Source organism: Pseudomonas sichuanensis (assembly GCF_024749065.1).
GTDB classification, from domain to species: Bacteria; Pseudomonadota; Gammaproteobacteria; order Pseudomonadales; family Pseudomonadaceae; genus Aquipseudomonas; species Aquipseudomonas sichuanensis.
Map to the genome: position 1 here is coordinate 4,875,682 of NZ_CP087185.1, position 23,697 is coordinate 4,899,378.

Here is a 23,697-nt window from a genome sequence, read left to right on the forward strand (position 1 = left end):
TATCAGCCACGGGCGATCAGCGCCGCGTCGGCCTCGGCCTTCTCGGCCGCTTTCTGGCGGATGAGTTTTTCCAGCTCATCGACCAGGTTGTCGTTGTTCAGCTTCTGCGATGGCTTGCCATCGATGTAGATCAGGTTCGGCGTGCCGCCGGTGAGGCCGACGTGCGCCTCCTTGGCTTCGCCCGGGCCGTTGACCACGCAACCGATCACGGCCACGTCCAGCGGTACCAGCAGGTCTTCCAGGCGCCCTTCCAGCTCGTTCATGGTCTTGACCACATCGAAGTTCTGCCGCGAGCAGCTCGGGCAGGCGATGAAGTTGATGCCACGGGAACGCAGATGCAGCGACTTGAGGATGTCGTAGCCGACCTTCACTTCTTCGACCGGGTCAGCGGCCAGCGAAATGCGGATGGTGTCGCCGATGCCTTCGGCCAGCAGCATACCGAGGCCGACGGCGGATTTCACTGTCCCCGAACGCAGACCACCGGCTTCGGTGATCCCTAAGTGCAGCGGCTGGATGATCTGCTTGGCCAGCAGGCGGTAGGCTTCGACGGCCATGAACACGTCGGAGGCCTTGACGCTGACCTTGAAGTCCTGGAAATCCAGGCGGTCGAGGTGCTCGACATGGCGCAGCGCCGACTCGACCAATGCGGCCGGGGTCGGTTCGCCGTACTTCTTCTGCAGGTCTTTCTCGAGGGAGCCGGCGTTGACGCCGATGCGGATCGGAATGCCACGGTCACGGGCGGCATCGACCACCGCGCGCACACGGTCTTCGCGGCCGATGTTGCCCGGGTTGATGCGCAGGCAGTCGACGCCCAGTTCGGCCACGCGCAGGGCGATCTTGTAGTCGAAGTGGATGTCGGCGACCAGCGGCACGCTGACCAGTTTCTTGATCTTGCCGAACGCCTCGGCGGCGTCCATGTCCGGTACCGAGACACGCACGATATCGACGCCGGCATCGACCAGGCGCTGGATCTGCCCCACGGTGGCGGCGACGTCATTGGTGTCGGTGTTGGTCATGCTCTGCACCGCGATGGGCGCATCGCCGCCCACCGGCACATTGCCGACCCAGATTTTGCGGGATTCGCGACGTTTGATCGGAGATTCGCCGTGCATGACTTACTGTCCCAACTTCAGGCGAGCGGTTTCGCCACTGGTGAACGGGGCGACATCGACCGCCTGGCCGTTGTAGCTCACCTGGGCGCCGCGGGCGAACCCGAGGCGTACCGCGAACGGTGGCTTGCCGGTCAGTTCCAGGCTGTCGCCCTTGCGCTTGATGGCGCTGAACAGCACCTTGCCGTTGCCGTCAGAGACCTGGGTCCAGCAATCGGCGGTGAACTGGATGTGTACGCTGCCGCTGCCGGCCGGTACTGGCGCCGGAGCCGCTGTCGCCTGGGCGACGGGAGCCGGGGCGACGGCCACCGGGCTGGCGGGCGCAGGCTGGGCGACCGGGGCGACGGTTGCAGCCGCAGCAGGCGCGGGAGCAGGAGCAGTGCTTGGCGCTGGCGCCGGCACGCTGTTGGACGGTGCCACAGCCACTACCGGTGCCGGGGTTTCAGCGGCCACTGCCGGAGCTTGTTCGCTGGCCACGGGCTCCAATGGCAGCACTTCACCAGCAGGCTGCTGGGCTTCGCTGACAGCCTGGTCTTCCGGCTCGTCCAGCGGGTGAATCTGGGTAGTGCCGTCGGCGCTCTCGACCTCGACGTGCTCCAGGGCGATCTTGGCCAGGTCCTTGCCGCGCAGGCTGCCTTGGTCCTGCCACCAGAAGAAGCCACCGCCCACCACGGCCACCAGCAACAGCAGGCTGACCACGCGCATGATGTTGTGCGACAGGCGGACCGGCTCCTCGATGCGACCGAGTGCGTGCACGTCGCTGCCTTGGGCGTGGGTGCCGGTGATGTTGTCGAACGCCTGCACCAGCGGAGCCTGGTCCATGCCCATCAGTTTGGCGTAGGCACGGATGTAACCACGGGCGAAGGTGTGGCCGGGCAGCTTGTCGAAGGCGCCGGCTTCCAGGTTGTTCAGCGAAGATACCGTGAGGTTGAGCTTTTGCGCGACTTCGGCCTGGCTCCACTCCCGCTGTTCACGGGCCTGGCGCAAGACGTCACCGGGGTTCTGGCGAGTCGCTGCTACTTCTGTTTGCGCGGCTTTCATCGTTGCTCCGACAGGTATTGCTGATATTCCGGCGTACCGGGATAAAGTCGTTGTAATTGCTGGCCCAACCGGGCCTCGTCACCCTGTTGATCAAGGGCGCGGGCCAAGCGGCTGCCCAGCAACAGGCTACGGGCGTTCTGTTCGCTCAGCTGGCTGAAACGATCGTAGTAGTCCCGGGCCGGCACATAATGCCTGTTTTCGTAGGACAACTCAGCCATTTCAAGCAACGCCTTCGGTTGCCGCTGATCGAGGCGCAGTGCCTTTTCCAAGTATTCGCGGGCCTGCTCGCCCTGCCCCAGCTTGCGCGCGGTCAGGCCGAGGTTCTCGTACACCCGCGAACGCTCAGGGTACAAGGTATCGGCGGCCGCCTGGCGAAACATCGCTTCAGCGTCGGCAAAACGGCCCTGAGCATATAGGAAACTGCCGTAGTTGTTGCGGATTCGCGTGTCATCCGGGCGTGCAGCCAGCGCTTTGCGGAAGTGCTGGCCTGCCAGTTGCGGCTCAGCCTCGGCCTGGAACACCAGCGCCAGTGCCGCATTGGCGTCGGCATCGGTACCGTTCAAGGCCAGTGCCTTGGCCAATGGTGCCTTGGCCTGCCCGGTCAAACCTTGTTGCAAATAGCCCAGCCCCAGTTGCACATAAGCCCGCACAGCCTCGTCACGCCCCTGGCGGCTGGCCAGCGGGTCGGCCCCACCGCTGGAAACGCAGCCAGCCAGCAGCGCAAGCGTGAGGATCGACAGCACGGCGCGCAGGCTCATGGGGCGGGTGCTCGTCAGGGGCGCGCGGCGCTGTCTTGCGGCTCGTCGGCAGCCAGCTGGCGCACGGCGATGTAACGCTCGCTGCGGCGGGTGCGGTCGTTGACCTGGCCGACCAACTGCCCGCAAGCGGCATCGATGTCGTCACCGCGGGTGGTGCGGGTGGTGACGTTGAAACCACCGTGGTGCAACAGGTCCTGGAAGCGGCGAATGGCATTGTTGCTCGGCCGCTCGTAGCCCGAGTGCGGGAACGGGTTGAACGGGATCAGGTTGATCTTGCACGGCACGTCGCGCAGCAGCTCGATCATCTGTGCCGCGTGCTCGGGCTGGTCGTTGACGTCCTTGAGCAGGGTGTACTCGATCGTCAGCACGCGCTTGCCGCCGAGCGTGGACATGTAGCCCATGCACGACTCCAGCAGCATCTTCAGCGGGTACTTCTTGTTGATCGGTACCAGCTGGTTGCGCAGTTCGTCGTTGGGAGCGTGCAGCGACAGGGCCAGCGACACGTCGATGTGCTTGGCCAGCTCGTCGATCATCGGCACCACGCCCGACGTCGAAAGCGTCACGCGGCGCTTGGAAATGCCATAACCCAGATCTTCCATCATGATCTTCATGGCGGCGATGACATTGTCGAAATTCAGCAGGGGTTCGCCCATGCCCATCATGACCACGTTGGTGATGGCGCGGTCGATCTTGGCCGGAACGGTCCCGAAGGATTTGTTGGCAAGCCACACCTGGCCGATCACTTCGGCGGCGGTGAGGTTGCTGTTGAAGCCTTGCTTGCCAGTGGAGCAGAAGCTGCAGTCCAGGGCACAGCCGGCTTGCGACGACACGCAGAGCGTACCGCGATCGTCGGTAGGGATGTAGACGGTCTCGACGCAGCTGCCAGAGGCAACGCGGACCACCCACTTGCGGGTGCCGTCGGCGGAAATGTCTTCACTGACCACTTCCGGGCCCCGAATCTCGGCAACGGCCTCGAGCTTTTCGCGCAAGACCTTGCCGACATTGGTCATGGCGGCGAAATCATCGACGCCAAAATGGTGAATCCATTTCATCACCTGACCGGCGCGGAAGCGCTTCTCCCCGATTGAGTCGAAGAACTGTTCCATTTCCGCCAGGGTCAGCCCCAGCAGGTTGATCTTGCCAGTAGATGTCGTCATGGATTCACCCTCACCCGTAAGCTTTCGCTTAGCGAGTGGTTACCTCGGTAGCAGCGAAGAAGTAAGCGATTTCGCGAGCAGCGGCAGCTTCGGAGTCCGAACCGTGAACGGCGTTGGCGTCGATCGACTCGGCGAAGTCAGCGCGGATGGTGCCTGGAGCAGCTTCTTTAGGGTTGGTGGCGCCCATCAGCTCACGGTTCAGAGCGATGGCGTTTTCGCCTTCCAGAACCTGGACAACGACCGGGCCGGAAGTCATGAAGGCAACCAGGTCACCGAAGAAGCCACGAGCGCTGTGCTCGGCGTAGAAGCCTTCGGCTTCGGCTTTGGACAGTTGCTTGATTTTCGAGGCAACGATTTTCAGGCCGGCTTCTTCGAAGCGAGTGGTGATCTTGCCGATGACGTTTTTGGCGACGGCGTCAGGCTTGATGATCGAGAAAGTACGTTGAACAGCCATGGAGAACTCCAGAAATATGAGTGTTGCGAAAAATTAAACCCGCGAATTATACGCGGGTTCCAGGGGATTGCCTAACCTGCAGCGTGCGCTTAGTCGGCTTCGTCGATCCAGGCCGCCTGGATGGCCTCGAGCACTTTCTCACCGCCGCGTGACGGATCGTCGCTGAAGTCTGGCAGTGCCAGCACCCAGCGGTGCAGATCGACGAAATTCACGTAACGAGGATCGACGTCGGGCTTGCTTTCTGCAAGCTGGATGGCGATCTCAAGTACATCAATCCATTTCAGGCTCATGGGGCAAACCTCAGTGCGGCGCTTCGGCGGCGTGGTTGAGCGAGTATTTGGGGATTTCGATGGTGAGGTCTTCATCGGCCACCACCACCTGGCAACCCAGGCGCGATTGCGCTTCCAGGCCCCACGCTTTGTCCAGCATGTCTTCTTCGAGCTCGTCGGCCTCTTCAAGCGAGTCGAAGCCCTTGCGCACGATGCAGTGGCAGGTGGTGCAGGCCTTGACGCCGCCGCAGGCGCTTTCCATCTCGATGTGATGGTCGTGGGCCAGCTCCAGGATATTGGTCCCGGCGGGCACTTCCACGGTCAGCCCCTCGGGGCAGAACTTTTCATGCGGCAGGAATGTCACCAGCGGCATCGGTTACTCCTCGATCTCATTCAGGTTGCGCCCGGCCAGTGCGGCTTTGACCGTCGAATCAAGGCGACGGGCGGCAAATGCATCGGTCACCTGCGACAGACGCTTGGTCTGTTGCTCGATGGCAGCGCCATCGGTGCCGCTCAGCAAATCACGTAGTTCCTGCATCTGGAATTGGATGGCGTCGCGCTCGTCGGCACTGAGCAGACGCTCACCATCGGCGTCCAGGGCGCCCTGTACCGCTTCGAGCAGACGCTCGCCGTCGACTTGGTGCTCGCGCAGCTGGCGCGCCTGCTTGTCAGAGCCTGCGTGCTCGAACGAGTCCTTGAGCATGCGGGCGATTTCGCCGTCGGTCAGGCCATAGGATGGCTTGACCTGGATGCTCGACTCCACGCCCGAACCCAGTTCGCGCGCGGCGACACTGAGCAGGCCATCGGCATCGACCTGGAAGGTGACGCGGATCTTCGCGGCGCCGGCAACCATGGCCGGGATGCCGCGCAGCTCGAAGCGCGCCAGCGAGCGGCAGTCGCTGATCAGCTCGCGCTCGCCCTGCAGCACATGGATCATCATGGCCGACTGACCATCTTTATAGGTAGTGAACTCCTGGGCACGGGCCACCGGAATGGTGGTATTGCGCGGAATCACCTTTTCCATCAGCCCGCCCATGGTCTCAAGGCCGAGCGACAGCGGGATGACGTCGAGCAACAGCAGCTCGCCCCCTTCGCGACGGTTGCCGGCCAGGGTGTCGGCCTGGATGGCGGCGCCAATGGCGACCACCTGGTCCGGGTCGATGGAGGTCAGCGGGGTGCGGCCAAACAGCGTACCCACGGCGTCGCGCACACGCGGCACGCGGGTAGAGCCGCCAACCATCACCACCGCCCCCACCTCCTCCAGCTCGATACCGCTGTCGCGCACGGCGCGGCGGCAGGCCTTGAGGCTGCGGGCAATCATCGGCTCGATCATGGCGTCGAAGGCGGCGCGGGTCAGCTCGCCCTGCCAGGCAGCATGCTGCACGCTGACCACGTCGGCATCGGTCAAGGCTTCCTTGGCCGCACAGGCAGTTTGCAGCAACAGGCGCTGGGTGGCGGGGTCGAGATCGGCGGACAGGCCGGCCTGTTCGATGATCCAGCCGGCAATGGCGTGGTCGAAGTCATCGCCACCCAGGGCGGTGTCGCCGCCGGTGGCCAGCACTTCAAAGACGCCGGCCGTCAGGCGCAGGATGGAAATATCGAAGGTACCGCCGCCCAGGTCGAAGATCGCCACGACGCCTTCGGCATTCTGATCCAGGCCATAGGCCACGGCAGCAGCGGTCGGTTCGTTGAGCAGGCGCAGCACGTTGAGGCCGGCCAGCTTGGCGGCGTCTTTGGTGGCCTGACGCTGGGCGTCGTCGAAATACGCAGGAACAGTGATCACCGCGCCCACCAGCTCACCGCCGAGCGTCTCTTCGGCACGCGCACGCAGCACCTTGAGGATGTCGGCCGACACTTCCACCGGGCTCTTCGGCCCCTGGACGGTGTCGATGAACGGCATGTGCGACTCACCGCCGACAAACCGGTACGGCAGCTGCTCGCCGAGCTGCTTGACGTCGGCCAGGCCACGCCCCATCAGGCGCTTGACCGAAACGATGGTGTTGAGCGGGTCGCTGGGCGCAGCTTCGCGCGCGCTCAGGCCAACGTCGACGCCGTTATCCAGGTAGCGCACCGCGGAGGGCAGGATGACCCGGCCCTGAGCATCGGGCAGCGGCTCGCTGCGCCCGCTGCGCACGGCGGCGACGAGAGAATTGGTGGTGCCCAGGTCGATACCCACCGCCAGGCGGCGCTGGTGCGGCTGGGGGCTCTGACCGGGTTCGGCGATCTGCAGTAGGGCCATGCTTATCTGAGTACCTTAGGCGTCATCACGGGTAACGCCGGGATTAATCGTCGAGGCGCTCTTCGAGTTGGCGCACTTCTTGGGCGAGCTTGTCGAGGAACTGCATGCGGCGCATCAGGCGTTCGGCCTGGTCACGCTCGGCTGCAACATCCCAGCAGGCGGCGAAATCCTCGTTCAGCGTGTCCTGGGCGGCCTTGAGCCGCTTCTTGAACACGGCCACGCCGTCGAGGTCGGCTTCGTCCTGCAGCTCTTCGAGCTCTTCGCGCCACTGCATCTGCTGCAACAGGAAGGCCGGGTCGTGCACCGTGACTTCCTGGGGCACTTCATGGCCACCGATGGCCAACAGGTAACGAGCTCGGCGCGGTGCGCTGCGCAAGGTCTGGTAGGCGTCGTTCAGAGCCGCCGACTTTTCCAGGGCAACACGCTGTTCGCGCTCGGAGGCATCGGCGAAGCGGTCCGGATGGACCTCACGGGCCAGCTCGCGATAGCGAGTGGCCAGTTTGTCGAGGTCCAGGCGAAAGCTCGGTTGCAGGTCAAACAGTGCGTAATGACAAGGAGTACCCACGGCCAGCCTCAAACGTTGAAGCTTTCGCCGCAGCCACATTCACCGCGCACGTTGGGGTTGTTGAACTTGAAGCCTTCGTTCAACCCTTCCTTGACGAAGTCCAGCTCGGTGCCGTCGAGGTACACCAGGCTTTTCGGGTCGATGATGACCTTCACGCCGTGGTTCTCGAACACCTGGTCTTCTTCGGCCAGCTCGTCAACGAACTCCAGCACGTAGGCCAGGCCCGAGCAACCGGTGGTGCGCACGCCCAGGCGAATGCCTTCACCTTTGCCGCGCCCGTCGAGGGAGCGGCGAATGTGGTTGGCGGCGGCTTCTGTCATGCTGATGGCCATCGGAACTCCTTACCTTGCAACAGGCGACTTAGACCAGGCCTTTCTTCTGCTTGTAATCGCGAACGGCTGCCTTGATGGCATCTTCGGCGAGTACGGAGCAGTGGATCTTGACCGGCGGCAGTGCCAGCTCTTCAGCCAGCTGGGTGTTCTTGATGGTTTCGGCTTCGTCCAGGGTCTTGCCCTTCATCCACTCGGTGGCGAGGGAGCTGGAGGCGATGGCCGAACCGCAGCCGTAGGTCTTGAACTTGGCGTCTTCGATGATGCCTTGCTCGTTGACCTTGATCTGCAGACGCATCACGTCACCGCACGCCGGAGCGCCGACCATGCCGGTACCGACATCCGGATCCTCGGCATTCATCTTGCCGACGTTGCGTGGGTTTTCGTAGTGGTCGATGACCTTTTCACTGTATGCCATGGTGCAATTCCTTCCTCATCAGGGAGCCGCTCTTGCCGGCGACTGCTTAGTGGGCGGCCCACTCGATCTTGGAGATGTCGACGCCGTCTTTGTACATGTCCCAAAGGGGCGACAGCTCACGCAGTTTGTTGACGGCCTCGCAGACTTTCTGCGCGGCGTAGTCGACTTCTTCTTCGCTGGTGAAGCGGCCGAAAGAGAAGCGGATCGAGCTGTGCGCCAGTTCGTCGTTGCGGCCCAGGGCGCGCAGGACGTAGGACGGCTCGAGCGAAGCGGAAGTGCAGGCCGAACCGGACGAAACAGCGATGTCCTTGAGCGACATCAGCAGCGACTCGCCTTCGACGTAGTTGAAGCTCAGGTTCAGGTTGTGCGGTACGCGGGCGGTCTGGCTGCCGTTGACGTACAGCTCTTCGAGGCCCGAGACCTGCTTGAAGAAGCGCTCGCTCAGAGCCTTGATGCGCACGTTTTCGCTGGCCATTTCCTGCTTGGCAATGGCGAAGGCTTCGCCCATGCCGACGATCTGGTGGGTTGGCAGGGTGCCCGAGCGCATGCCGCGCTCATGGCCACCGCCGTGAACCATGGCTTCCAGGCGTACACGCGGCTTGCGGCTGACGTACAGCGCGCCGATGCCTTTGGGGCCGTAGACCTTGTGCGCCGAGAACGACATCAGGTCGACTTTCAGCTTTTGCAGGTCGATTTCGACCTTGCCGGCCGACTGGGCGGCATCGACGTGGAACAGCACGCCGCGCGAGCGGGTCAGTTCGCCGATGGCGGCGATGTCGTTGATCGAGCCGACTTCGTTGTTCACGTGCATCAGCGAAACCAGGATGGTGTCGTCACGCAGGGCAGCTTCGACCATGGCCGGGGTGACGATGCCGTCATCGCCTGGCTCGAGGTAGGTGACTTCGAAACCTTCACGCTCGAGCTGGCGAGCGGTGTCCAGGACCGCCTTGTGCTCGATCTTGGAGGTGATGATGTGCTTGCCCTTGGTCTGATAGAAGTGCGCCACGCCTTTGAGGGCGAGGTTGTCGGACTCGGTGGCACCGCTGGTCCAGACGATCTCGCGCGGGTCGGCATTGATCAGCTCGGCCACCTGGCGACGGCCATTCTCGACCGCTTCTTCGGCTTTCCAGCCAAACACGTGGGAACGCGAGGCCGGGTTACCGAAGTTCCCGTCGACCAGCAGGCATTCGGCCATTTTCTGGGCCACACGTGGATCGACCGGTGTGGTCGCGGAGTAATCGAGGTAGATCGGCAACTTCATTGAGTATCTCCTATCAGGCGTTGGCGTCGCTCGGCGCTGAATTTCAGTCGACGGCGGACGTCTCAATCTTGTCCAACATGGCGGTACGGCCTGCAACACGGCGCAGGTCCTGGCGCTGGGCGACTTCTTGCACCTCACGGCGCTTGACGAGGTCGGCCAGGCTGATGCCGCTGAGGAATTCATGGATCTGCTGGCTCAGGTCGCACCACAGGTGGTGAGTCAGGCAGGTATCACCGGCATGGCAGTCGCCCAGGCCCTGGCAGCGGGTGGCATCGACCGACTCGTTGACCGCGTCGATCACCTGGGCCACCTGGATGGTTTCCATGCCGCGCGACAGCTGGTAACCGCCGCCCGGGCCGCGAACGCTGGATACCAGGCTGCTGCGGCGCAGCTTGGCGAACAGCTGCTCCAGATAAGAAAGGGAAATGCCCTGGCGCTCGGAAATATCGGCCAGTGACACCGGCCCATGCTGCGCGTGTAACGCCAGGTCAAGCATGGCGGTCACGGCGTATCGGCCTTTGGTAGTCAGTCGCATGGCGTATGGTTACCACGGGAGTTACAGAATGTGTGCGAGTATGCGATTCCCGAGCATTTAAGTCAACTATTAGACCTAGTGCTTTAGTCGGGTATGCATGCGGGAGGCGGGCGCGAGTGTAGCAGACGAGGGGCGCGAGCACACGCCCCTTGTGTCGGGCTGGCGGAATCAATGCGGCTGAGTGTCGCCCTGCTTCAGCTCTGCGCAGGCATTGGCGAAGTCATCGGCGGGCAGTGCCGGCAGCTCCTTGGCACAGTAGTCACTGCCCATCCTGGTCAGGGCGCCACACATCCCCTCCAGGCGCTCGTCGACTGCCTGCAAGTGGTCGAGCATCTGGCCGATGGCCCTGGCCACCGGGTCAGGCATGTCGCCGCTGACGCCATAGGCGTCGAAACCGATCTTCTCGGCCATGGCCTTGCGCTTGGCTTCGACGGCATCGTCCTCGCTCTTGACGATGATGCGCCCCGGGATGCCCACCGCCGTGGCGCCGGCCGGCACCGCCTTGGTGACCACGGCGTTGGAGCCGATCTTGGCCCCGGCACCGACCGTGAACGGCCCCAGCACCTTGGCGCCCGCCCCCACCACCACGCCGTTTTCCAGGGTCGGGTGGCGCTTGCCTTTGTTCCAGCTGGTGCCGCCCAGGGTTACGCCCTGGTACAGCGTCACGTCGTCACCGATCTCGGCAGTCTCGCCAATGACGATGCCCATGCCGTGGTCGATGAAGAAACGCCGGCCGATGGTCGCGCCCGGGTGGATCTCGATACCGGTCATCCAGCGCCCGAAGTTCGACACCAGGCGAGCCAGCCATTTGAAATCGCGCTTCCACAGGGCATTGCCCAGACGGTGCAGCCAGATAGCGTGCATGCCCGGGTAGCAGGTCAGGACCTCGAAGGCGTTGCGCGCCGCCGGGTCACGATGGAAAACACTTTGAATATCTTCACGCAGACGCTCGAACATCGTTCAGTCCTTCCGTTTATGCGGCTCGCCCCGGACGACTTTCTGGGTCTCGGTGAGGATGCCGCGCAAAATGCTCATTTCCGTACGCTCGACCGAGCTGCGCCCGAACAGCCGGCGCATGCGCGGCATCAGGTGCTTGGGCTTGGCGGGGTCGAGGAAGCCAATGTCCACCAGGGTTTTTTCCAGGTGGTCATAGAACAGCTCCATTTCGTCCATGGTCGCCAGCTCGTTGGCGTCCGCTTTCTCGACCTTGGGCGCCACGCCCTGCACCGCCAACGAGGCCATGCGCACCTCGTAGGAGAGCACCTGGACGGCGGCGGCCAGATTCAGCGAGCTGAAGTCGGGATTGGATGGAATGTGCACGTGGAAGTGACATCGCTGCAGTTCTTCGTTGGTCAGCCCGGCGTGTTCGCGACCGAACACCAGGGCGATTTCCTCGCCAGCCAGGGCATGCTCCACTGCCTTGGTGCCGCACTCCCGGGGGCCGATCAACGGCCAGGGGATGCTGCGCTCACGAGCACTGGTGCCCATCACCAGGTTGCAACCGACCAGTGCCTGCTCGAGGCTGTCGACCACCTGGGCATTGTCGAGCACATCGTCGGCACCGGAGGCGCGCGCCGAGGCATCGGCGGCCGGGAATTCTTTTGGCTGCACCAGCACCAGACGCGCCAGGCCCATGTTTTTCATGGCACGCGCAGCGCCGCCGATATTGCCGGGGTGGCTGGTATTGACCAGAACAACACGAATATTTTGCAGCAAGGTGTTGTGCTCACAGACGCGGATGAAGAAGGTTTCGATCTTACAGAACCGACCAGCGTAACGCCATGAAAGCAAATGTGACACTTCTTCCGTCAAAGATTTCTGCTAGAATGTGCGGCTTTCTTCTTTAACATCTCCAGGTGACCTTCCCATGCAGCCTATGCTGAATATCGCCCTGCGCGCCGCTCGCAGCGCCAGTGAACTGATTTTCCGCTCCATCGAACGCCTGGACAGCATCAAAGTCGACGAAAAGCAGGCCAAGGACTATGTGTCCGAGGTCGACCGTGCCGCCGAGAAGGTCATCGTCGAAGCCCTGCGCAAAGCCTACCCGAACCACTCGATCCAGGGCGAAGAGACCGGCCTGCACGCCGGCACCGGCGAAGAAGGCAAGGACTACCTGTGGATCATCGATCCTCTGGACGGCACCACCAACTTCCTGCGCGGCATCCCGCACTTCGCGGTCAGCATCGCTTGCAAATACCGCGGCCGCCTGGAGCACGCCGTGGTCCTCGACCCGGTTCGCCAGGAAGAATTCACCGCCAGCCGTGGCCGTGGCGCCCAGATCAATGGCCGTCGCCTGCGCGTCAGCTCGCGCACCAGCCTGGAAGGCGCCCTGCTGGGCACCGGCTTCCCGTTCCGTGACAACCAGCTGGCCGACCTGGACAACTATCTGGGTATGTTCCGCGCACTGACCGGCCAGACCGCCGGCATCCGCCGCGCCGGCTCCGCCAGCCTGGATCTCGCCTATGTGGCCGCCGGCCGCTTCGACGCCTTCTGGGAGTCGGGCCTGTCCGAGTGGGACATGGCTGCAGGCGTGCTGCTGATCCAGGAAGCAGGCGGCCTGGTGAGCGACTTCAACGGTGGCCATGACTTCCTCGAGAAGGGCCATATCGTTGCCGGCAACATCAAGTGCTTCAAGGCCGTGCTGACTGCCATCCAGCCGCACCTGCCGGAGAGCATGAAGCGCTAAGCGCTGATTGCCGAGCACAAAAAAGCACCTCTAGAGGTGCTTTTTTTATGCCGTTTTTATAGGGAATCGCTAGCTGTTTGGGCGGCGTTGTCGCGCAGAGTAACGCGTGGGAGCGGGCTTGCACTGCGATGCGATCGATATATGGCACCGGCTTCGCCGGTGATCGCGGGGCAAGCCCGCTCCCACGCTGTTCCTGCTAACCGATTAAAGCCATGAGAGCGGCAGGCAAACGACTCACTGCCCCGCCTGGTTCTCGCTCAGGATCAGCTTGCCGTTCTTGTCCACAGGGATGGTCGAGCCCGGCTCGTGATTCATCTTCACCTTGCCCACCTGGTCACCGAGGGAATAGGTGACGTTGTACCCCACCACCTTCTCGCTGATGTCGTTGACCGTGCTGCAGCGGGTCTGCATGGTCGTGGTGGTGTCACGCTCCTGCATGTATTCCTGGGTCTTGTTGCCCGCATAGCCACCGCCTACCGCGCCGGCGACCGTGGCGATCTTCTTGCCGGTACCGCCGCCGATCTGGTTACCCAGCAGACCGCCGGCAATGGCTCCGACCACGGTACCGGCAATCTGATGCTGGTCCTTGACCGGTGCCTGGCGGGTCACAGCGACCTCCTTGCACACCTCGCGCGGTGTCTTCACCTGCTGCTTGATTGGCTGCACGTCGGTGACCTGGGCGTATTCAGGGCCCTTGTTCACCAAGCTGTAGGTCGCCACAGCACCTCCGGCAGTCACACCGACAGCACCCAGTACCGCACCCACCAGCATTGATTTATTCACCTGAACCTCCTGATCTTTCTTACGGGCTCCAGCCCGCTTTCTCCCAGCCTTGGAGCAAAAAAAAAGGCGCGAGTTCAACACTCGCGCCTTTGATTACGCCGAACGGCGTTGAACGATCGTTTACGGACGCTCGTCCACACCCTCGTTCTTGGCCGGCGGGATCAGGTCTTCACTGTTCAGGTTCAGCCAGATCAGCACCACGTTGGCGATGTAGATCGACGAGTAGGTACCCGCCATGACGCCGATGAACAGCGCCAGGGAGAAACCAAACAGGTTGTCACCACCGAAGAACAGCAGGGCCGCGATGGCCAGCAAGGTCGACACCGAGGTGGCGATAGTGCGCAGCAGGGTCTGGGTGGTCGAGACGTTGATGTTCTCGATCAGCGAAGCCTTGCGCATCACCCGGAAGTTCTCACGCACCCGGTCGAACACGACGATGGTGTCGTTGAGCGAGTAACCGATGATCGCCAGCACCGCTGCCAGCACCGTCAGGTCGAAGGTGATCTGGAAGAACGACAGGATACCCAGGGTCACCACCACGTCGTGGATCAGCGAGACGATGGCACCCACGGCGAACTTCCACTGGAAGCGGAACGCCAGGTAGATGAGGATGCCGCCAAGGGCCAGGAGCATGCCCATGCCGCCCTGGTCACGCAGCTCTTCACCCACCTGCGGGCCGACGAACTCGACGCGCTTGAGGGTGGCCGGGTTGTCACCGCCGGCCTTCTGCAGCGCCGCCGCTACCTTGTTGCCCAGCAGCGGGTCATCGCCCGGCATGCGCACCAGCAGGTCGGTGGTGGCGCCGAAGCTCTGCACCACGGCCTCGTGGAAGCCCGACTCGACCAGCTCGGCACGGACGGCCTTGAGGTCTGCAGGGCGCTCGTAGGTGAGCTCGATCAGCGTACCGCCGGTGAAGTCCAGGCCGAAGTTCAGGCCCTTCTGCCACCAGCTGAACAACGCCAGTACGGTGAGGAGCACGGTAATGGCGAATGCGACATTGCGCACGCCCATGAAATTGATGGTTTTCATCGCAGCTCCCTCAAACCCACAGCTTCTTGATGTCACGCCCGCCACAGGTCAGGTTGACCATGGCGCGGGTCACCATGACGGCGGTGAACATCGAGGTGAAAATCCCGAGGGACATGGTGACCGCGAAGCCCTTGACCGGGCCGGTACCCATGGCGAACAGGATGCCGCCCACCAGCAGGCTGGTCAGGTTGGCGTCGATGATCGCGGTGTACGCACGGTTGAAGCCTTCGTGGATGGCACGCTGCACCGACATGCCCGCTTTGAGCTCCTCACGGATACGCGAGAAGATCAGTACGTTGGCGTCGACCGCCATACCCATGGTCAGCACGATACCGGCGATACCCGGCAAGGTCAGCGTGGCGCCCAGCAGCGACATCAATGCCAGCAGCAGCACCATGTTGCCCGCCAGGGCGACAGTGGCGATCACGCCGAAGCCGCGGTAGATGGCGATGATGAACAGCGAGACGAACAGCATGCCCCACAGGGATGCATCGATACCCTTGGTGATGTTGTCGGCACCCAGGCTCGGGCCAATGGTACGTTCTTCGGCGAAGTACATCGGCGCAGCCAGACCACCGGCACGCAGCAGCAGGGCCAGTTCGGACGATTCGCCCTGGCCGTTCAGGCCGGTGATGCGGAACTGGCTGCCCAGCGGCGACTGAATGGTCGCCAGGCTGATGATCTTCTTCTCTTCCTTGAAGCTCTGGACCGCAACGTCCTTCTCGACGCCGTTGACTGTCTGCTTCTCGTAGTGAGTGACCGGCTTCTGCTCGATGAAGATCACCGCCATGCTGCGCCCGACGTTGGAGCGGGTAGCGCGGCTCATCAGCTCGCCGCCGTGGCCGTCGAGGCGGATGTTCACCTGCGGGCGACCGTGCTCGTCGAAGCTGGCCTGGGCGTCGGTGACCTGGTCACCAGTGATGATCAGGCCGCGCTCGACCGGGGCAGAGCGGCCGCCTTCGCGGAACTCGAACACCTCGGTGGTGGCTTTGGACGCACCCGGCTCGGCGCCGAAGCGGAACTCCAGGTTGGCGGTCTTGCCGAGGATACGCTTGGCTTCTGCGGTGTCCTGCACACCCGGCAGCTCGACCACGATGCGGTTGGCGCCCTGGCGCTGTACCAGCGGCTCGGCCACACCCAGCTCGTTCACACGGTTGCGAACGGTGGTCAGGTTCTGCTTGATGGAGTATTCGCGGATTTCGGCGACCTTGGCCTGGGTCAGTGCCAGGCGCAGCACGGCGAGCTCGTTGCGCTCGGTGGTGGTCAGTTCGAAATCATTGAAATTCTTGCGGATCAGGCTGCGGGCCTGTTCGCGGGTAGCGTCGTCGGCGAAGCCCAGCATGATGCCGCCATCCTGCTGAGGCAGGCTGCGGTAGCGGACGCGCTCTTTGCGCAGCAAGGTCTTGACCTCGCCTTCGTAGACTTTCATGCGGGCAGTCATGGCCTTGTCCATGTCCACTTCCAGCAGGAAGTGCACACCACCGGACAGGTCCAGGCCCAGCTTCATCGGGCTGGCACCCAGGTTGCGCAGCCACTGCGGGGTGGTCTGGGCCAGGTTCAGGGCCACGACATAGTCATCGCCGAGGGCCTTGCGCGCCACATCCTTGGCTGGCAGCTGGTCTTCCTGGTTGGTCAGGCGCACCAGCGCACTGCCCTTCTCGCCCAGGTTGCCGCCTTTCACCGCGATGCCGGCATCGGTCAGCGCCTTGGTAACGCGATCGAGGTCAGCCTGGCTGACATGCAGCGCGGAGCTGGCGCCGCTGATCTGTACCGCCGGATCATCCGGGTAGAGGTTGGGTGCGGAATAAATAAAACCGATCGCCAGTACCACCACGATCAGCAGGTATTTCCACAGAGGGTATTTGTTCAGCATCACGCCGCCCGTTCAAGACGCGGGGCGCTTTGCGCGCCCCGACTGGAAAAATGAAACCGGTAACTCAGATAGCCTTGAGCGTACCTTTTGGCAGGGTCGCGGCAATCGCGCCCTTCTGGAACTTCAGTTCGACGGTGTCGGACACTTCCAGAACCACGAAATCATCGGAAACCTTGACGATCTTGCCGGCGATGCCGCCGTTGGTGACAACTTCGTCACCCTTCTGCAAGTTGCTCAGCAGGTTCTTCTGCTCTTTGGCGCGCTTGGCCTGTGGGCGCCAGATCATCAGGTAGAAGATGACCAGGAAGCCGACCAGGAAGATCCACTCGAAGCCGGTACCGGCTGGGCCGGCGGCAGGGGCTGCAGCGTCCGCGTAGGCGGCGGGAATCAAGAAGCTCATTGTGCACTCCTAATGCAAATTTTCTAATAATGGATGCAAACAGTCAGTCCAAAGGCGGCACAGGGAGCCCGCGTTTGGCGTAGAAGGCGTCGACAAAGGCGGCCAATTTACCCTGTTGAATAGCCTCGCGTAAACCGGCCATCAAGCGCTGGTAATGGCGCAAGTTGTGGATGGTATTCAGCATGCTGCTCAACATTTCGCCGCACTTGTCCAGGTGGTGCAGGTAGGCGCGCGAGAAGTTGGTGCAGGTGTAGCAATCGCAGGTCGGATCCAGCGGCGATTCATCATGACGATGGAACGCATTGCGGATCTTGATCACCCCTGTGTCGATGAACAGATGGCCGTTGCGCGCATTGCGCGTGGGCATCACGCAGTCGAACATGTCGACGCCGCGGCGCACACCCTCTACAAGATCCTCCGGCTTGCCTACCCCCATAAGGTAACGAGGTTTGTCAGCCGGCATCTGGCCTGGCAGGTAGTCCAGCACCTTGATCATCTCGTGCTTGGGCTCACCCACCGACAGACCACCGATGGCCAGGCCGTCGAAGCCGATGTTGTCCAGGCCTTCCAGCGAACGCATGCGCAGGTCCTGATACATGCCGCCCTGCACGATACCGAACAGCGCCGCGGTGTTGTCGGCGTGGGCGTTCTTCGAGCGCTGGGCCCAACGCAGCGACAGCTCCATCGAGGTGCGCGCCACGTCGTGCTCGGCCGGGTACGGCGTGCACTCGTCGAAGATCATCACGATGTCCGAGCCCAGGTCGCGCTGCACCTGCATGGACTCTTCCGGGCCCATGAACACTTTCGAGCCATCCACGGGCGAGGCGAAGGTTACGCCCTCCTCCTTGATCTTGCGCATGGCGCCCAGGCTGAATACCTGGAAACCACCGGAGTCGGTGAGGATGGGGCCTTTCCATTGCATGAAGTCGTGCAGGCCGTTGTGCTTCTTGATCACCTCGGTGCCTGGGCGCAGCCACAGGTGGAAGGTGTTGCCAAGGATGATCTCGGCGCCGATGGCTTCAATGTCGCGCGGCAGCATGCCCTTGACCGTGCCATAGGTACCCACCGGCATGAACGCCGGGGTTTCCACGGTGCCACGGGGGAAGGACAGCCGACCGCGACGGGCCTTGCCGTCGGTGGCCAGCAGTTCGAACGACATTCGACAGGTGCGACTCATGCTTGATCCTCTGGGCCGCGTGGCGCCGGATTGCGGGTGATGAACATGGCATCACCGTAACTGAAGAAGCGGTAACCGTTCGCCACCGCCGCCGCATAGGCAGCCATGGTCTCGGGGTAACCGGCGAAGGCCGAGACCAGCATCAGCAGCGTGGACTCCGGCAGGTGGAAGTTGGTCACCAGGCAGTCGACCACATGGAACGGCCGGCCCGGGAAGATGAAGATATCGGTGTCGCCGCTGAACGCCTTGAGCACGCCATCGCGCGCCGCGCTTTCCAGCGAACGCACGCTGGTGGTACCCACGGCGATCACCCGGCCACCACGGGCACGGCAGGCCTCGACGGCGTCGACCACATCCTGGCTCACTTCGAGCCACTCTTTGTGCATGTGGTGGTCTTCGATCTTGTCGACCCGCACCGGCTGGAAGGTGCCGGCGCCCACATGCAGAGTGACGAAGGCGCGCTCGACGCCCTTGGCTGCGATCTTTTCCAGCAGCGCCTCGTCGAAGTGCAGCCCGGCGGTAGGCGCAGCCACTGCGCCCGCACGCTCGGCATAGACCGTCTGATAGCGCTCACGGTCGGCGCCCTCGTCCGGGCGGTCGATGTAGGGCGGCAGCGGCATATGGCCGACACGTTCGAGCAGAGGCAGCACCTCTTCGGTGAAGCGCAGCTCGAACAGGGTATCGTGGCGCGCGACCATCTCGGCCTCGCCACCGCCATCGATGAGGATCACCGCGCCTTCTTTCGGCGCCTTGCTGGCGCGCACATGGGCCAGCACGCGGTGGCTGTCCAGCACACGCTCGACCAGCACTTCCAGCTTGCCGCCGGAGGCTTTCTGGCCGAACAGCCGCGCAGGAATAACCCGGGTGTTGTTGAACACCATCAGGTCGCCGGGGCGCAGGTAGTCGAGCAGGTCAGTGAATTGCTGGTGGGCCAGCGCGCCGCTTTGACCGTCGAGCACGAGCAGGCGGCTGCCGTGACGCTCGGCCAACGGGTGGCGGGCGATGAGGGAGTCTGGGAGTTCGAAAGAAAAATCGGCGACGCGCATGATGATGTTCGGTTCGACAGGGCCGGGAAGTTTAGCCCAACGCATGAAAATTGACCATGAAAGACGATTGACCGACCTCATGCGCCTCTCTATACTGCGCCGCGACAAGCCCTGATGGCGGAATTGGTAGACGCGGCGGATTCAAAATCCGTTTTCGAAAGGAGTGGGAGTTCGAGTCTCCCTCGGGGCACCAAATCCAGAAAAAACCGACCTTATGGTCGGTTTTTTTGTGCCTGGGAATCGGGGAAAGTTGGGCTGACCGTAGTGGTTTCATCGCCGGCAAGCCGGCTCCCACAGGTATGTGCCATGCCTGAACCCTGCGCCGTCCACTGTGGGAGCTGGCTTGCCAGCGATGCGCCACGACAGTGAAGCCCGCTTCGCTGATTCAATCTTGCACCCAAGTCTTTAAGACTTTCCCCATTCCCTGTAGTCCATTTCCCAAACATACTCCAAACCCCTTTCAAGCCATTGCGGTGGTCTGGGTCGGGCTCTAGTCTCGGCCGATCGTTGCTAAATCAACGATCAGCTTTGACAGGCTGACTCAGTAATAAACTCGCATGGCTTCGCCTTTCATGGCGGCTGTACGTGGGGCACTTTCGAGTGCGCCGGGTTTTCCTTACTGACCGGTCTGTCAACCCACGTACGCTGCCACCCACTTGTTTGACAGCAATGGTGGATAGCTCTTCAGTAAGGATTACCCCATGTTGAAGATTGTCCCCGACCCACCGCTTTCCCCTGAGAAGTTCCACTCCCTTGAAGACCTCCTGGTCCAGATCTCGGAGAGGCTCTTCTGCGCCCTCTCCATCATCCACCTGCACACCCCGGCCCATGTCACGCCCTTGGACCGAGGCCTGTCGCTGACAACTACCCACGAGATCGAAGCCGCCCGTCAATTAGCGGAGTTGGCATTGAGCACACTGCAGGTCAAGCACTGACCAAGGGGAAAACGCGATGACCGACTGGACTGCCGGCATTACCAGTTTCGGTAATGCCTATGGTGAACAGGACGTGTACGCATAGAGCGTGGTAGCCACGCCAGCCCCGCAATTGGACTATGAGGGCAACATGCTGCGGGTAGGGATGGCGAAGCTCCAAACGGCCCTGTATGAGGCTCCTAGAAGCCTTTTTGGCCACTGCTCTGCGTAGGCAGCACCGACGCCTTATACATAGAGCGTGGGAGCGGGCTTGCCCCGCGATGAGGCCAACCCAGCCAGCCTCACTGCCTGAGCAGTGCCTGGCCAGAGCTATCGCGGGGCAAGCCCGCTCCCACAGGCGCTCCTCACCAGGCTTGTGTAATCGCGGAAAAGACAAAACCCCTACCTGCATGCGCAGATAGGGGTTTTGCGAAATGAATCTTGACGATGACCTACTCTCACATGGGGAAACCCCACACTACCATCGGCGATGCATCGTTTCACTACTGAGTTCGGGATGGGATCAGGTGGTTCCAATGCTCTATGGTCGTCAAGAAATTCGGTTGCCCAGAATGTCTTGTGAACACTCTTGGCTAATTCAGATATGTGATTTGTGATGTTGCGAACTTTCGGGTCTTTCGTCTTCACCACCACAATTTGGCATACGTGCTCAAATTGCTTGGGTGTTATATGGTCAAGCCTCACGGGCAATTAGTATTGGTTAGCTCAACGCCTCACAGCGCTTACACACCCAACCTATCAACGTCGTAGTCTTCGACGGCCCTTCAGGGGATTCAAGATCCCAGTGAGATCTCATCTTGAGGCAAGTTTCCCGCTTAGATGCTTTCAGCGGTTATCTCTTCCGAACATAGCTACCCGGCAATGCCACTGGCGTGACAACCGGAACACCAGAGGTTCGTCCACTCCGGTCCTCTCGTACTAGGAGCAGCCCCTCTCAAATCTCAAACGTCCACGGCAGATAGGGACCGAACTGTCTCACGACGTTCTAAACCCAGCTCGCGTACCACTTTAAATGGCGAACAGCCATACCCTTGGGACCGGCTTCAGCCCCAGGATGTGATGAGCCGACATCGAGGTGCCAAACACCGCCGTCGATATGAACTCTTGGGCGGTATCAGCCTGTTATCCCCGGAGTACCTTTTATCCGTTGAGCGATGGCCCTTCCATACAGAACCACCGGATCACTAAGACCTACTTTCGTACCTGCTCGACGTGTTTGTCTCGCAGTCAAGCGCGCTTTTGCCTTTATACTCTACGACCGATTTCCGACCGGTCTGAGCGCACCTTCGTACTCCTCCGTTACTCTTTGGGAGGAGACCGCCCCAGTCAAACTACCCACCATACACTGTCCTCGATCCGGATAACGGACCTGAGTTAGAACCTCAAGGTTGCCAGGGTGGTATTTCAAGGATGGCTCCATGAGAACTGGCGTCCCCACTTCAAAGCCTCCCACCTATCCTACACAAGCAAGCTCAAAGTCCAGTGCAAAGCTATAGTAAAGGTTCACGGGGTCTTTCCGTCTAGCCGCGGATACACTGCATCTTCACAGCGATTTCAATTTCACTGAGTCTCGGGTGGAGACAGCGCCGCCATCGTTACGCCATTCGTGCAGGTCGGAACTTACCCGACAAGGAATTTCGCTACCTTAGGACCGTTATAGTTACGGCCGCCGTTTACCGGGGCTTCGATCAAGAGCTTCGCTTGCGCTAACCCCATCAATTAACCTTCCGGCACCGGGCAGGCGTCACACCCTATACGTCCACTTTCGTGTTTGCAGAGTGCTGTGTTTTTAATAAACAGTCGCAGCGGCCTGGTATCTTCGACCGGCATGGGCTTACGGAGCAAGTCCTTCACCCTCGCCGGCGCACCTTCTCCCGAAGTTACGGTGCCATTTTGCCTAGTTCCTTCACCCGAGTTCTCTCAAGCGCCTTGGTATTCTCTACCTAACCACCTGTGTCGGTTTGGGGTACGGTTCCCAGTTATCTGAAGCTTAGGAGCTTTTCTTGGAAGCATGGCATCAACCACTTCGCGCTCTAAAGAGCACTCGTCATCAGCTCTCGGCCTTGAGATCCCGGATTTGCCTAAGATCTCAGCCTACCACCTTAAACTTGGACAACCAACGCCAAGCTGGCCTAGCCTTCTCCGTCCCTCCATCGCAATAACTGGAAGTACAGGAATATTAACCTGTTTTCCATCGACTACGCTTTTCAGCCTCGCCTTAGGGACCGACTAACCCTGCGTCGATTAACGTTGCGCAGGAAACCTTGGTCTTTCGGCGTGGGAGTTTTTCACTCCCATTGTCGTTACTCATGTCAGCATTCGCACTTCTGATACCTCCAGCAAGCTTCTCAACTCACCTTCACAGGCTTACAGAACGCTCCTCTACCGCATCACCAAAAGGTGATACCCGTAGCTTCGGTGCATGGTTTGAGCCCCGTTACATCTTCCGCGCAGGCCGACTCGACTAGTGAGCTATTACGCTTTCTTTAAAGGGTGGCTGCTTCTAAGCCAACCTCCTAGCTGTCTAAGCCTTCCCACATCGTTTCCCACTTAACCATGACTTTGGGACCTTAGCTGACGGTCTGGGTTGTTTCCCTTTTCACGACGGACGTTAGCACCCGCCGTGTGTCTCCCATGCTCGGCACTTGTAGGTATTCGGAGTTTGCATCGGTTTGGTAAGTCGGGATGACCCCCTAGCCGAAACAGTGCTCTACCCCCTACAGTGATACATGAGGCGCTACCTAAATAGCTTTCGAGGAGAACCAGCTATCTCCGAGCTTGATTAGCCTTTCACTCCGATCCACAGGTCATCCGCTAACTTTTCAACGGTAGTCGGTTCGGTCCTCCAGTCAGTGTTACCTAACCTTCAACCTGCCCATGGATAGATCGCCCGGTTTCGGGTCTATACCCAGCGACTAAAGCGCCCTATTAAGACTCGCTTTCGCTACGCCTCCCCTATTCGGTTAAGCTCGCCACTGAATATAAGTCGCTGACCCATTATACAAAAGGTACGCAGTCACCTAACAAAGTAGGCTCCCACTGCTTGTACGCATACGGTTTCAGGTTCTATTTCACTCCCCTCTCCGGGGTTCTTTTCGCCTTTCCCTCACGGTACTGGTTCACTATCGGTCAGTCAGTAGTATTTAGCCTTGGAGGATGGTCCCCCCATATTCAGACAAAGTTTCTCGTGCTCCGTCCTACTCGATTTCATTGATAAGAGATTTTCGTGTACGGGGCTATCACCCACTATGGCCGCACTTTCCAGAGCGTTCCACTAATCTCAAACCAACTTAAGGGCTGGTCCCCGTTCGCTCGCCACTACTAAGGGAATCTCGGTTGATTTCTTTTCCTCAGGGTACTTAGATGTTTCAGTTCCCCTGGTTCGCCTCTTGCACCTATGTATTCAGTACAAGATAACCAGCTTATGCTGGCTGGGTTCCCCCATTCAGAGATCTCTGGATCACAGTCTGTTTGCCGACTCCCCAAAGCTTATCGCAGGCTACCACGTCTTTCATCGCCTCTGACTGCCAAGGCATCCACCGTATGCGCTTCTTCACTTGACCATATAACCCCAAGCAATCTGGTTATACTGTGAAGACGACATTCGCCGAAAATTCGCATTTCGCTCAATTA

Annotated in this window: 23 protein-coding genes, 1 tRNA gene and 2 rRNA genes; 3 read left to right on the forward strand and 23 right to left on the reverse strand. The window is 61.1% G+C overall.

All coding sequences use genetic code 11. The features are described 5' to 3' along the window. Positions 1 to 2 precede the first annotated feature (2 nt). The 15 genes from ispG to trmJ all read right to left on the reverse strand — a co-directional run bounded on the left by ispG (position 3) and on the right by trmJ (position 11,851). On the reverse strand, positions 3 to 1,112 hold the full coding sequence (ispG, locus tag LOY51_RS22025; RefSeq protein WP_110993496.1) for a flavodoxin-dependent (E)-4-hydroxy-3-methylbut-2-enyl-diphosphate synthase: 1,110 nt from the start codon (positions 1,110 to 1,112) through the stop codon (positions 3 to 5). A 3-nt stretch (positions 1,113 to 1,115) separates the two neighbouring features. Next, complete coding sequence (locus LOY51_RS22030; protein ID WP_125860157.1) at positions 1,116 to 2,150, reverse strand: RodZ domain-containing protein; 1,035 nt, start codon at positions 2,148 to 2,150, stop codon at positions 1,116 to 1,118. Beyond that, positions 2,147 to 2,908: a type IV pilus biogenesis/stability protein PilW gene (pilW, locus tag LOY51_RS22035; protein WP_258643058.1), complete on the reverse strand. Its 762-nt coding sequence runs from the start codon at positions 2,906 to 2,908 to the stop codon at positions 2,147 to 2,149. Before pilW ends, LOY51_RS22030 begins: the two co-directional genes overlap by 4 nt. A gap of 14 nt (positions 2,909 to 2,922) precedes the next feature. Then, the gene (rlmN, locus tag LOY51_RS22040) at positions 2,923 to 4,065 is read right to left on the reverse strand and encodes a dual-specificity RNA methyltransferase RlmN (protein WP_110993499.1); all 1,143 of its coding nucleotides are present in this window, start codon (positions 4,063 to 4,065) and stop codon (positions 2,923 to 2,925) included. A gap of 28 nt (positions 4,066 to 4,093) precedes the next feature. Continuing rightward, positions 4,094 to 4,519: a nucleoside-diphosphate kinase gene (gene ndk / locus LOY51_RS22045; protein WP_011532343.1), complete on the reverse strand. Its 426-nt coding sequence runs from the start codon at positions 4,517 to 4,519 to the stop codon at positions 4,094 to 4,096. A gap of 89 nt (positions 4,520 to 4,608) precedes the next feature. Next, positions 4,609 to 4,809 carry a Fe-S cluster assembly protein IscX gene (gene iscX, locus LOY51_RS22050; RefSeq protein WP_125465402.1) on the reverse strand — a complete coding sequence of 67 codons (201 nt, stop codon included), beginning with the start codon at positions 4,807 to 4,809 and terminating at the stop codon, positions 4,609 to 4,611. Between the two features lie 10 nt (positions 4,810 to 4,819). After that, positions 4,820 to 5,161, reverse strand: a complete 342-nt coding sequence (fdx, locus tag LOY51_RS22055; RefSeq protein WP_110735783.1) for an ISC system 2Fe-2S type ferredoxin — start codon at positions 5,159 to 5,161, stop codon at positions 4,820 to 4,822. A gap of 3 nt (positions 5,162 to 5,164) precedes the next feature. Beyond that, positions 5,165 to 7,027 carry a Fe-S protein assembly chaperone HscA gene (gene hscA / locus LOY51_RS22060; RefSeq protein WP_125465403.1) on the reverse strand — a complete coding sequence of 621 codons (1,863 nt, stop codon included), beginning with the start codon at positions 7,025 to 7,027 and terminating at the stop codon, positions 5,165 to 5,167. Positions 7,028 to 7,070: 43 nt separating this feature from the next. Beyond that, positions 7,071 to 7,592, reverse strand: coding sequence for a co-chaperone HscB (gene hscB, locus LOY51_RS22065; protein ID WP_125465404.1), 522 nt, complete (start codon positions 7,590 to 7,592; stop codon positions 7,071 to 7,073). Between the two features lie 8 nt (positions 7,593 to 7,600). Next, entirely contained in the window at positions 7,601 to 7,924 is a 324-nt protein-coding gene (gene iscA, locus LOY51_RS22070) for an iron-sulfur cluster assembly protein IscA (RefSeq protein ID WP_011532338.1), read from the reverse strand. A 28-nt stretch (positions 7,925 to 7,952) separates the two neighbouring features. Continuing rightward, complete coding sequence (gene iscU, locus LOY51_RS22075) at positions 7,953 to 8,339, reverse strand: Fe-S cluster assembly scaffold IscU (protein ID WP_010452756.1); 387 nt, start codon at positions 8,337 to 8,339, stop codon at positions 7,953 to 7,955. A gap of 46 nt (positions 8,340 to 8,385) precedes the next feature. Next, complete coding sequence (locus LOY51_RS22080) at positions 8,386 to 9,600, reverse strand: IscS subfamily cysteine desulfurase (RefSeq protein WP_258643064.1); 1,215 nt, start codon at positions 9,598 to 9,600, stop codon at positions 8,386 to 8,388. A 43-nt stretch (positions 9,601 to 9,643) separates the two neighbouring features. Continuing rightward, a complete protein-coding gene (gene iscR, locus LOY51_RS22085) occupies positions 9,644 to 10,135 on the reverse strand; it encodes a Fe-S cluster assembly transcriptional regulator IscR (protein ID WP_110993503.1) in 492 nt (163 codons plus the stop codon). Between the two features lie 168 nt (positions 10,136 to 10,303). Then, a complete protein-coding gene (cysE, locus tag LOY51_RS22090; protein ID WP_125465406.1) occupies positions 10,304 to 11,092 on the reverse strand; it encodes a serine O-acetyltransferase in 789 nt (262 codons plus the stop codon). Positions 11,093 to 11,095: 3 nt separating this feature from the next. After that, positions 11,096 to 11,851, reverse strand: a complete 756-nt coding sequence (gene trmJ / locus LOY51_RS22095) for a tRNA (cytosine(32)/uridine(32)-2'-O)-methyltransferase TrmJ (protein ID WP_125466245.1) — start codon at positions 11,849 to 11,851, stop codon at positions 11,096 to 11,098. 151 nt (positions 11,852 to 12,002) lie between these two features. Here trmJ and suhB point away from each other — a divergent pair, with 151 nt between their 5' ends. Next, positions 12,003 to 12,821, forward strand: coding sequence for a type III secretion system regulator SuhB (suhB, locus tag LOY51_RS22100; RefSeq protein ID WP_110993505.1), 819 nt, complete (start codon positions 12,003 to 12,005; stop codon positions 12,819 to 12,821). A 234-nt stretch (positions 12,822 to 13,055) separates the two neighbouring features. Here suhB and LOY51_RS22105 read toward each other — a convergent pair whose 3' ends face one another. The 6 genes from LOY51_RS22105 to queA form a co-directional block, all read right to left on the reverse strand. After that, a complete protein-coding gene (locus LOY51_RS22105) occupies positions 13,056 to 13,604 on the reverse strand; it encodes a glycine zipper 2TM domain-containing protein (protein ID WP_125465407.1) in 549 nt (182 codons plus the stop codon). A gap of 120 nt (positions 13,605 to 13,724) precedes the next feature. Beyond that, entirely contained in the window at positions 13,725 to 14,633 is a 909-nt protein-coding gene (gene secF / locus LOY51_RS22110; protein WP_110993507.1) for a protein translocase subunit SecF, read from the reverse strand. A 10-nt stretch (positions 14,634 to 14,643) separates the two neighbouring features. Continuing rightward, on the reverse strand, positions 14,644 to 16,506 hold the full coding sequence (gene secD / locus LOY51_RS22115) for a protein translocase subunit SecD (protein WP_125465408.1): 1,863 nt from the start codon (positions 16,504 to 16,506) through the stop codon (positions 14,644 to 14,646). A 64-nt stretch (positions 16,507 to 16,570) separates the two neighbouring features. Further along, a complete protein-coding gene (gene yajC / locus LOY51_RS22120; protein ID WP_008092587.1) occupies positions 16,571 to 16,906 on the reverse strand; it encodes a preprotein translocase subunit YajC in 336 nt (111 codons plus the stop codon). Between the two features lie 43 nt (positions 16,907 to 16,949). Continuing rightward, entirely contained in the window at positions 16,950 to 18,065 is a 1,116-nt protein-coding gene (gene tgt / locus LOY51_RS22125) for a tRNA guanosine(34) transglycosylase Tgt (RefSeq protein ID WP_258646704.1), read from the reverse strand. Positions 18,066 to 18,079: 14 nt separating this feature from the next. Continuing rightward, entirely contained in the window at positions 18,080 to 19,129 is a 1,050-nt protein-coding gene (queA, locus tag LOY51_RS22130; RefSeq protein WP_125465410.1) for a tRNA preQ1(34) S-adenosylmethionine ribosyltransferase-isomerase QueA, read from the reverse strand. Positions 19,130 to 19,237: 108 nt separating this feature from the next. On the opposite strand from queA, the gene LOY51_RS22135 reads away from it, so the two are divergent. Both LOY51_RS22135 and LOY51_RS22140 read left to right on the forward strand, forming a co-directional pair. Then, positions 19,238 to 19,322: transfer RNA gene (locus LOY51_RS22135), tRNA-Leu, on the forward strand. Positions 19,323 to 19,830: 508 nt separating this feature from the next. Further along, positions 19,831 to 20,064, forward strand: coding sequence for a hypothetical protein (locus LOY51_RS22140; RefSeq protein WP_125860165.1), 234 nt, complete (start codon positions 19,831 to 19,833; stop codon positions 20,062 to 20,064). Positions 20,065 to 20,482: 418 nt separating this feature from the next. On the opposite strand, the gene rrf is transcribed toward LOY51_RS22140, so the two are convergent. Both rrf and LOY51_RS22150 read right to left on the reverse strand, forming a co-directional pair. Beyond that, a 5S ribosomal RNA gene (gene rrf, locus LOY51_RS22145) occupies positions 20,483 to 20,598 on the reverse strand. Positions 20,599 to 20,733: 135 nt separating this feature from the next. Then, positions 20,734 to 23,627 (reverse strand): 23S ribosomal RNA (locus LOY51_RS22150). Positions 23,628 to 23,697: the final 70 nt, after the last annotated feature.

What these genes read in the sequence shown, in the direction of transcription:
- fdx (WP_110735783.1), bottom strand. Translation starts at nt 5,161, where the DNA reads ATGCCGCTGGTGACATTCCTGCCGCATGAAAAGTTCTGCCCCGAGGGG.
- tgt (WP_258646704.1), bottom strand. Translation starts at nt 18,065, where the DNA reads ATGTCGTTCGAACTGCTGGCCACCGACGGCAAGGCCCGTCGCGGTCGG.
- iscA (WP_011532338.1), bottom strand. Translation starts at nt 7,924, where the DNA reads ATGGCCATCAGCATGACAGAAGCCGCCGCCAACCACATTCGCCGCTCC.
- secF (WP_110993507.1), bottom strand. Translation starts at nt 14,633, where the DNA reads ATGAAAACCATCAATTTCATGGGCGTGCGCAATGTCGCATTCGCCATT.
- cysE (WP_125465406.1), bottom strand. Translation starts at nt 11,092, where the DNA reads ATGTTCGAGCGTCTGCGTGAAGATATTCAAAGTGTTTTCCATCGTGAC.
- secD (WP_125465408.1), bottom strand. Translation starts at nt 16,506, where the DNA reads ATGCTGAACAAATACCCTCTGTGGAAATACCTGCTGATCGTGGTGGTA.
- ispG (WP_110993496.1), bottom strand. Translation starts at nt 1,112, where the DNA reads ATGCACGGCGAATCTCCGATCAAACGTCGCGAATCCCGCAAAATCTGG.
- queA (WP_125465410.1), bottom strand. Translation starts at nt 19,129, where the DNA reads ATGCGCGTCGCCGATTTTTCTTTCGAACTCCCAGACTCCCTCATCGCC.
- LOY51_RS22030 (WP_125860157.1), bottom strand. Translation starts at nt 2,150, where the DNA reads ATGAAAGCCGCGCAAACAGAAGTAGCAGCGACTCGCCAGAACCCCGGT.
- pilW (WP_258643058.1), bottom strand. Translation starts at nt 2,908, where the DNA reads ATGAGCCTGCGCGCCGTGCTGTCGATCCTCACGCTTGCGCTGCTGGCT.
- iscU (WP_010452756.1), bottom strand. Translation starts at nt 8,339, where the DNA reads ATGGCATACAGTGAAAAGGTCATCGACCACTACGAAAACCCACGCAAC.
- ndk (WP_011532343.1), bottom strand. Translation starts at nt 4,519, where the DNA reads ATGGCTGTTCAACGTACTTTCTCGATCATCAAGCCTGACGCCGTCGCC.
- iscR (WP_110993503.1), bottom strand. Translation starts at nt 10,135, where the DNA reads ATGCGACTGACTACCAAAGGCCGATACGCCGTGACCGCCATGCTTGAC.
- LOY51_RS22140 (WP_125860165.1), top strand. Translation starts at nt 19,831, where the DNA reads ATGTTGAAGATTGTCCCCGACCCACCGCTTTCCCCTGAGAAGTTCCAC.
- suhB (WP_110993505.1), top strand. Translation starts at nt 12,003, where the DNA reads ATGCAGCCTATGCTGAATATCGCCCTGCGCGCCGCTCGCAGCGCCAGT.
- rlmN (WP_110993499.1), bottom strand. Translation starts at nt 4,065, where the DNA reads ATGACGACATCTACTGGCAAGATCAACCTGCTGGGGCTGACCCTGGCG.
- iscX (WP_125465402.1), bottom strand. Translation starts at nt 4,809, where the DNA reads ATGAGCCTGAAATGGATTGATGTACTTGAGATCGCCATCCAGCTTGCA.
- yajC (WP_008092587.1), bottom strand. Translation starts at nt 16,906, where the DNA reads ATGAGCTTCTTGATTCCCGCCGCCTACGCGGACGCTGCAGCCCCTGCC.
- hscA (WP_125465403.1), bottom strand. Translation starts at nt 7,027, where the DNA reads ATGGCCCTACTGCAGATCGCCGAACCCGGTCAGAGCCCCCAGCCGCAC.
- LOY51_RS22080 (WP_258643064.1), bottom strand. Translation starts at nt 9,600, where the DNA reads ATGAAGTTGCCGATCTACCTCGATTACTCCGCGACCACACCGGTCGAT.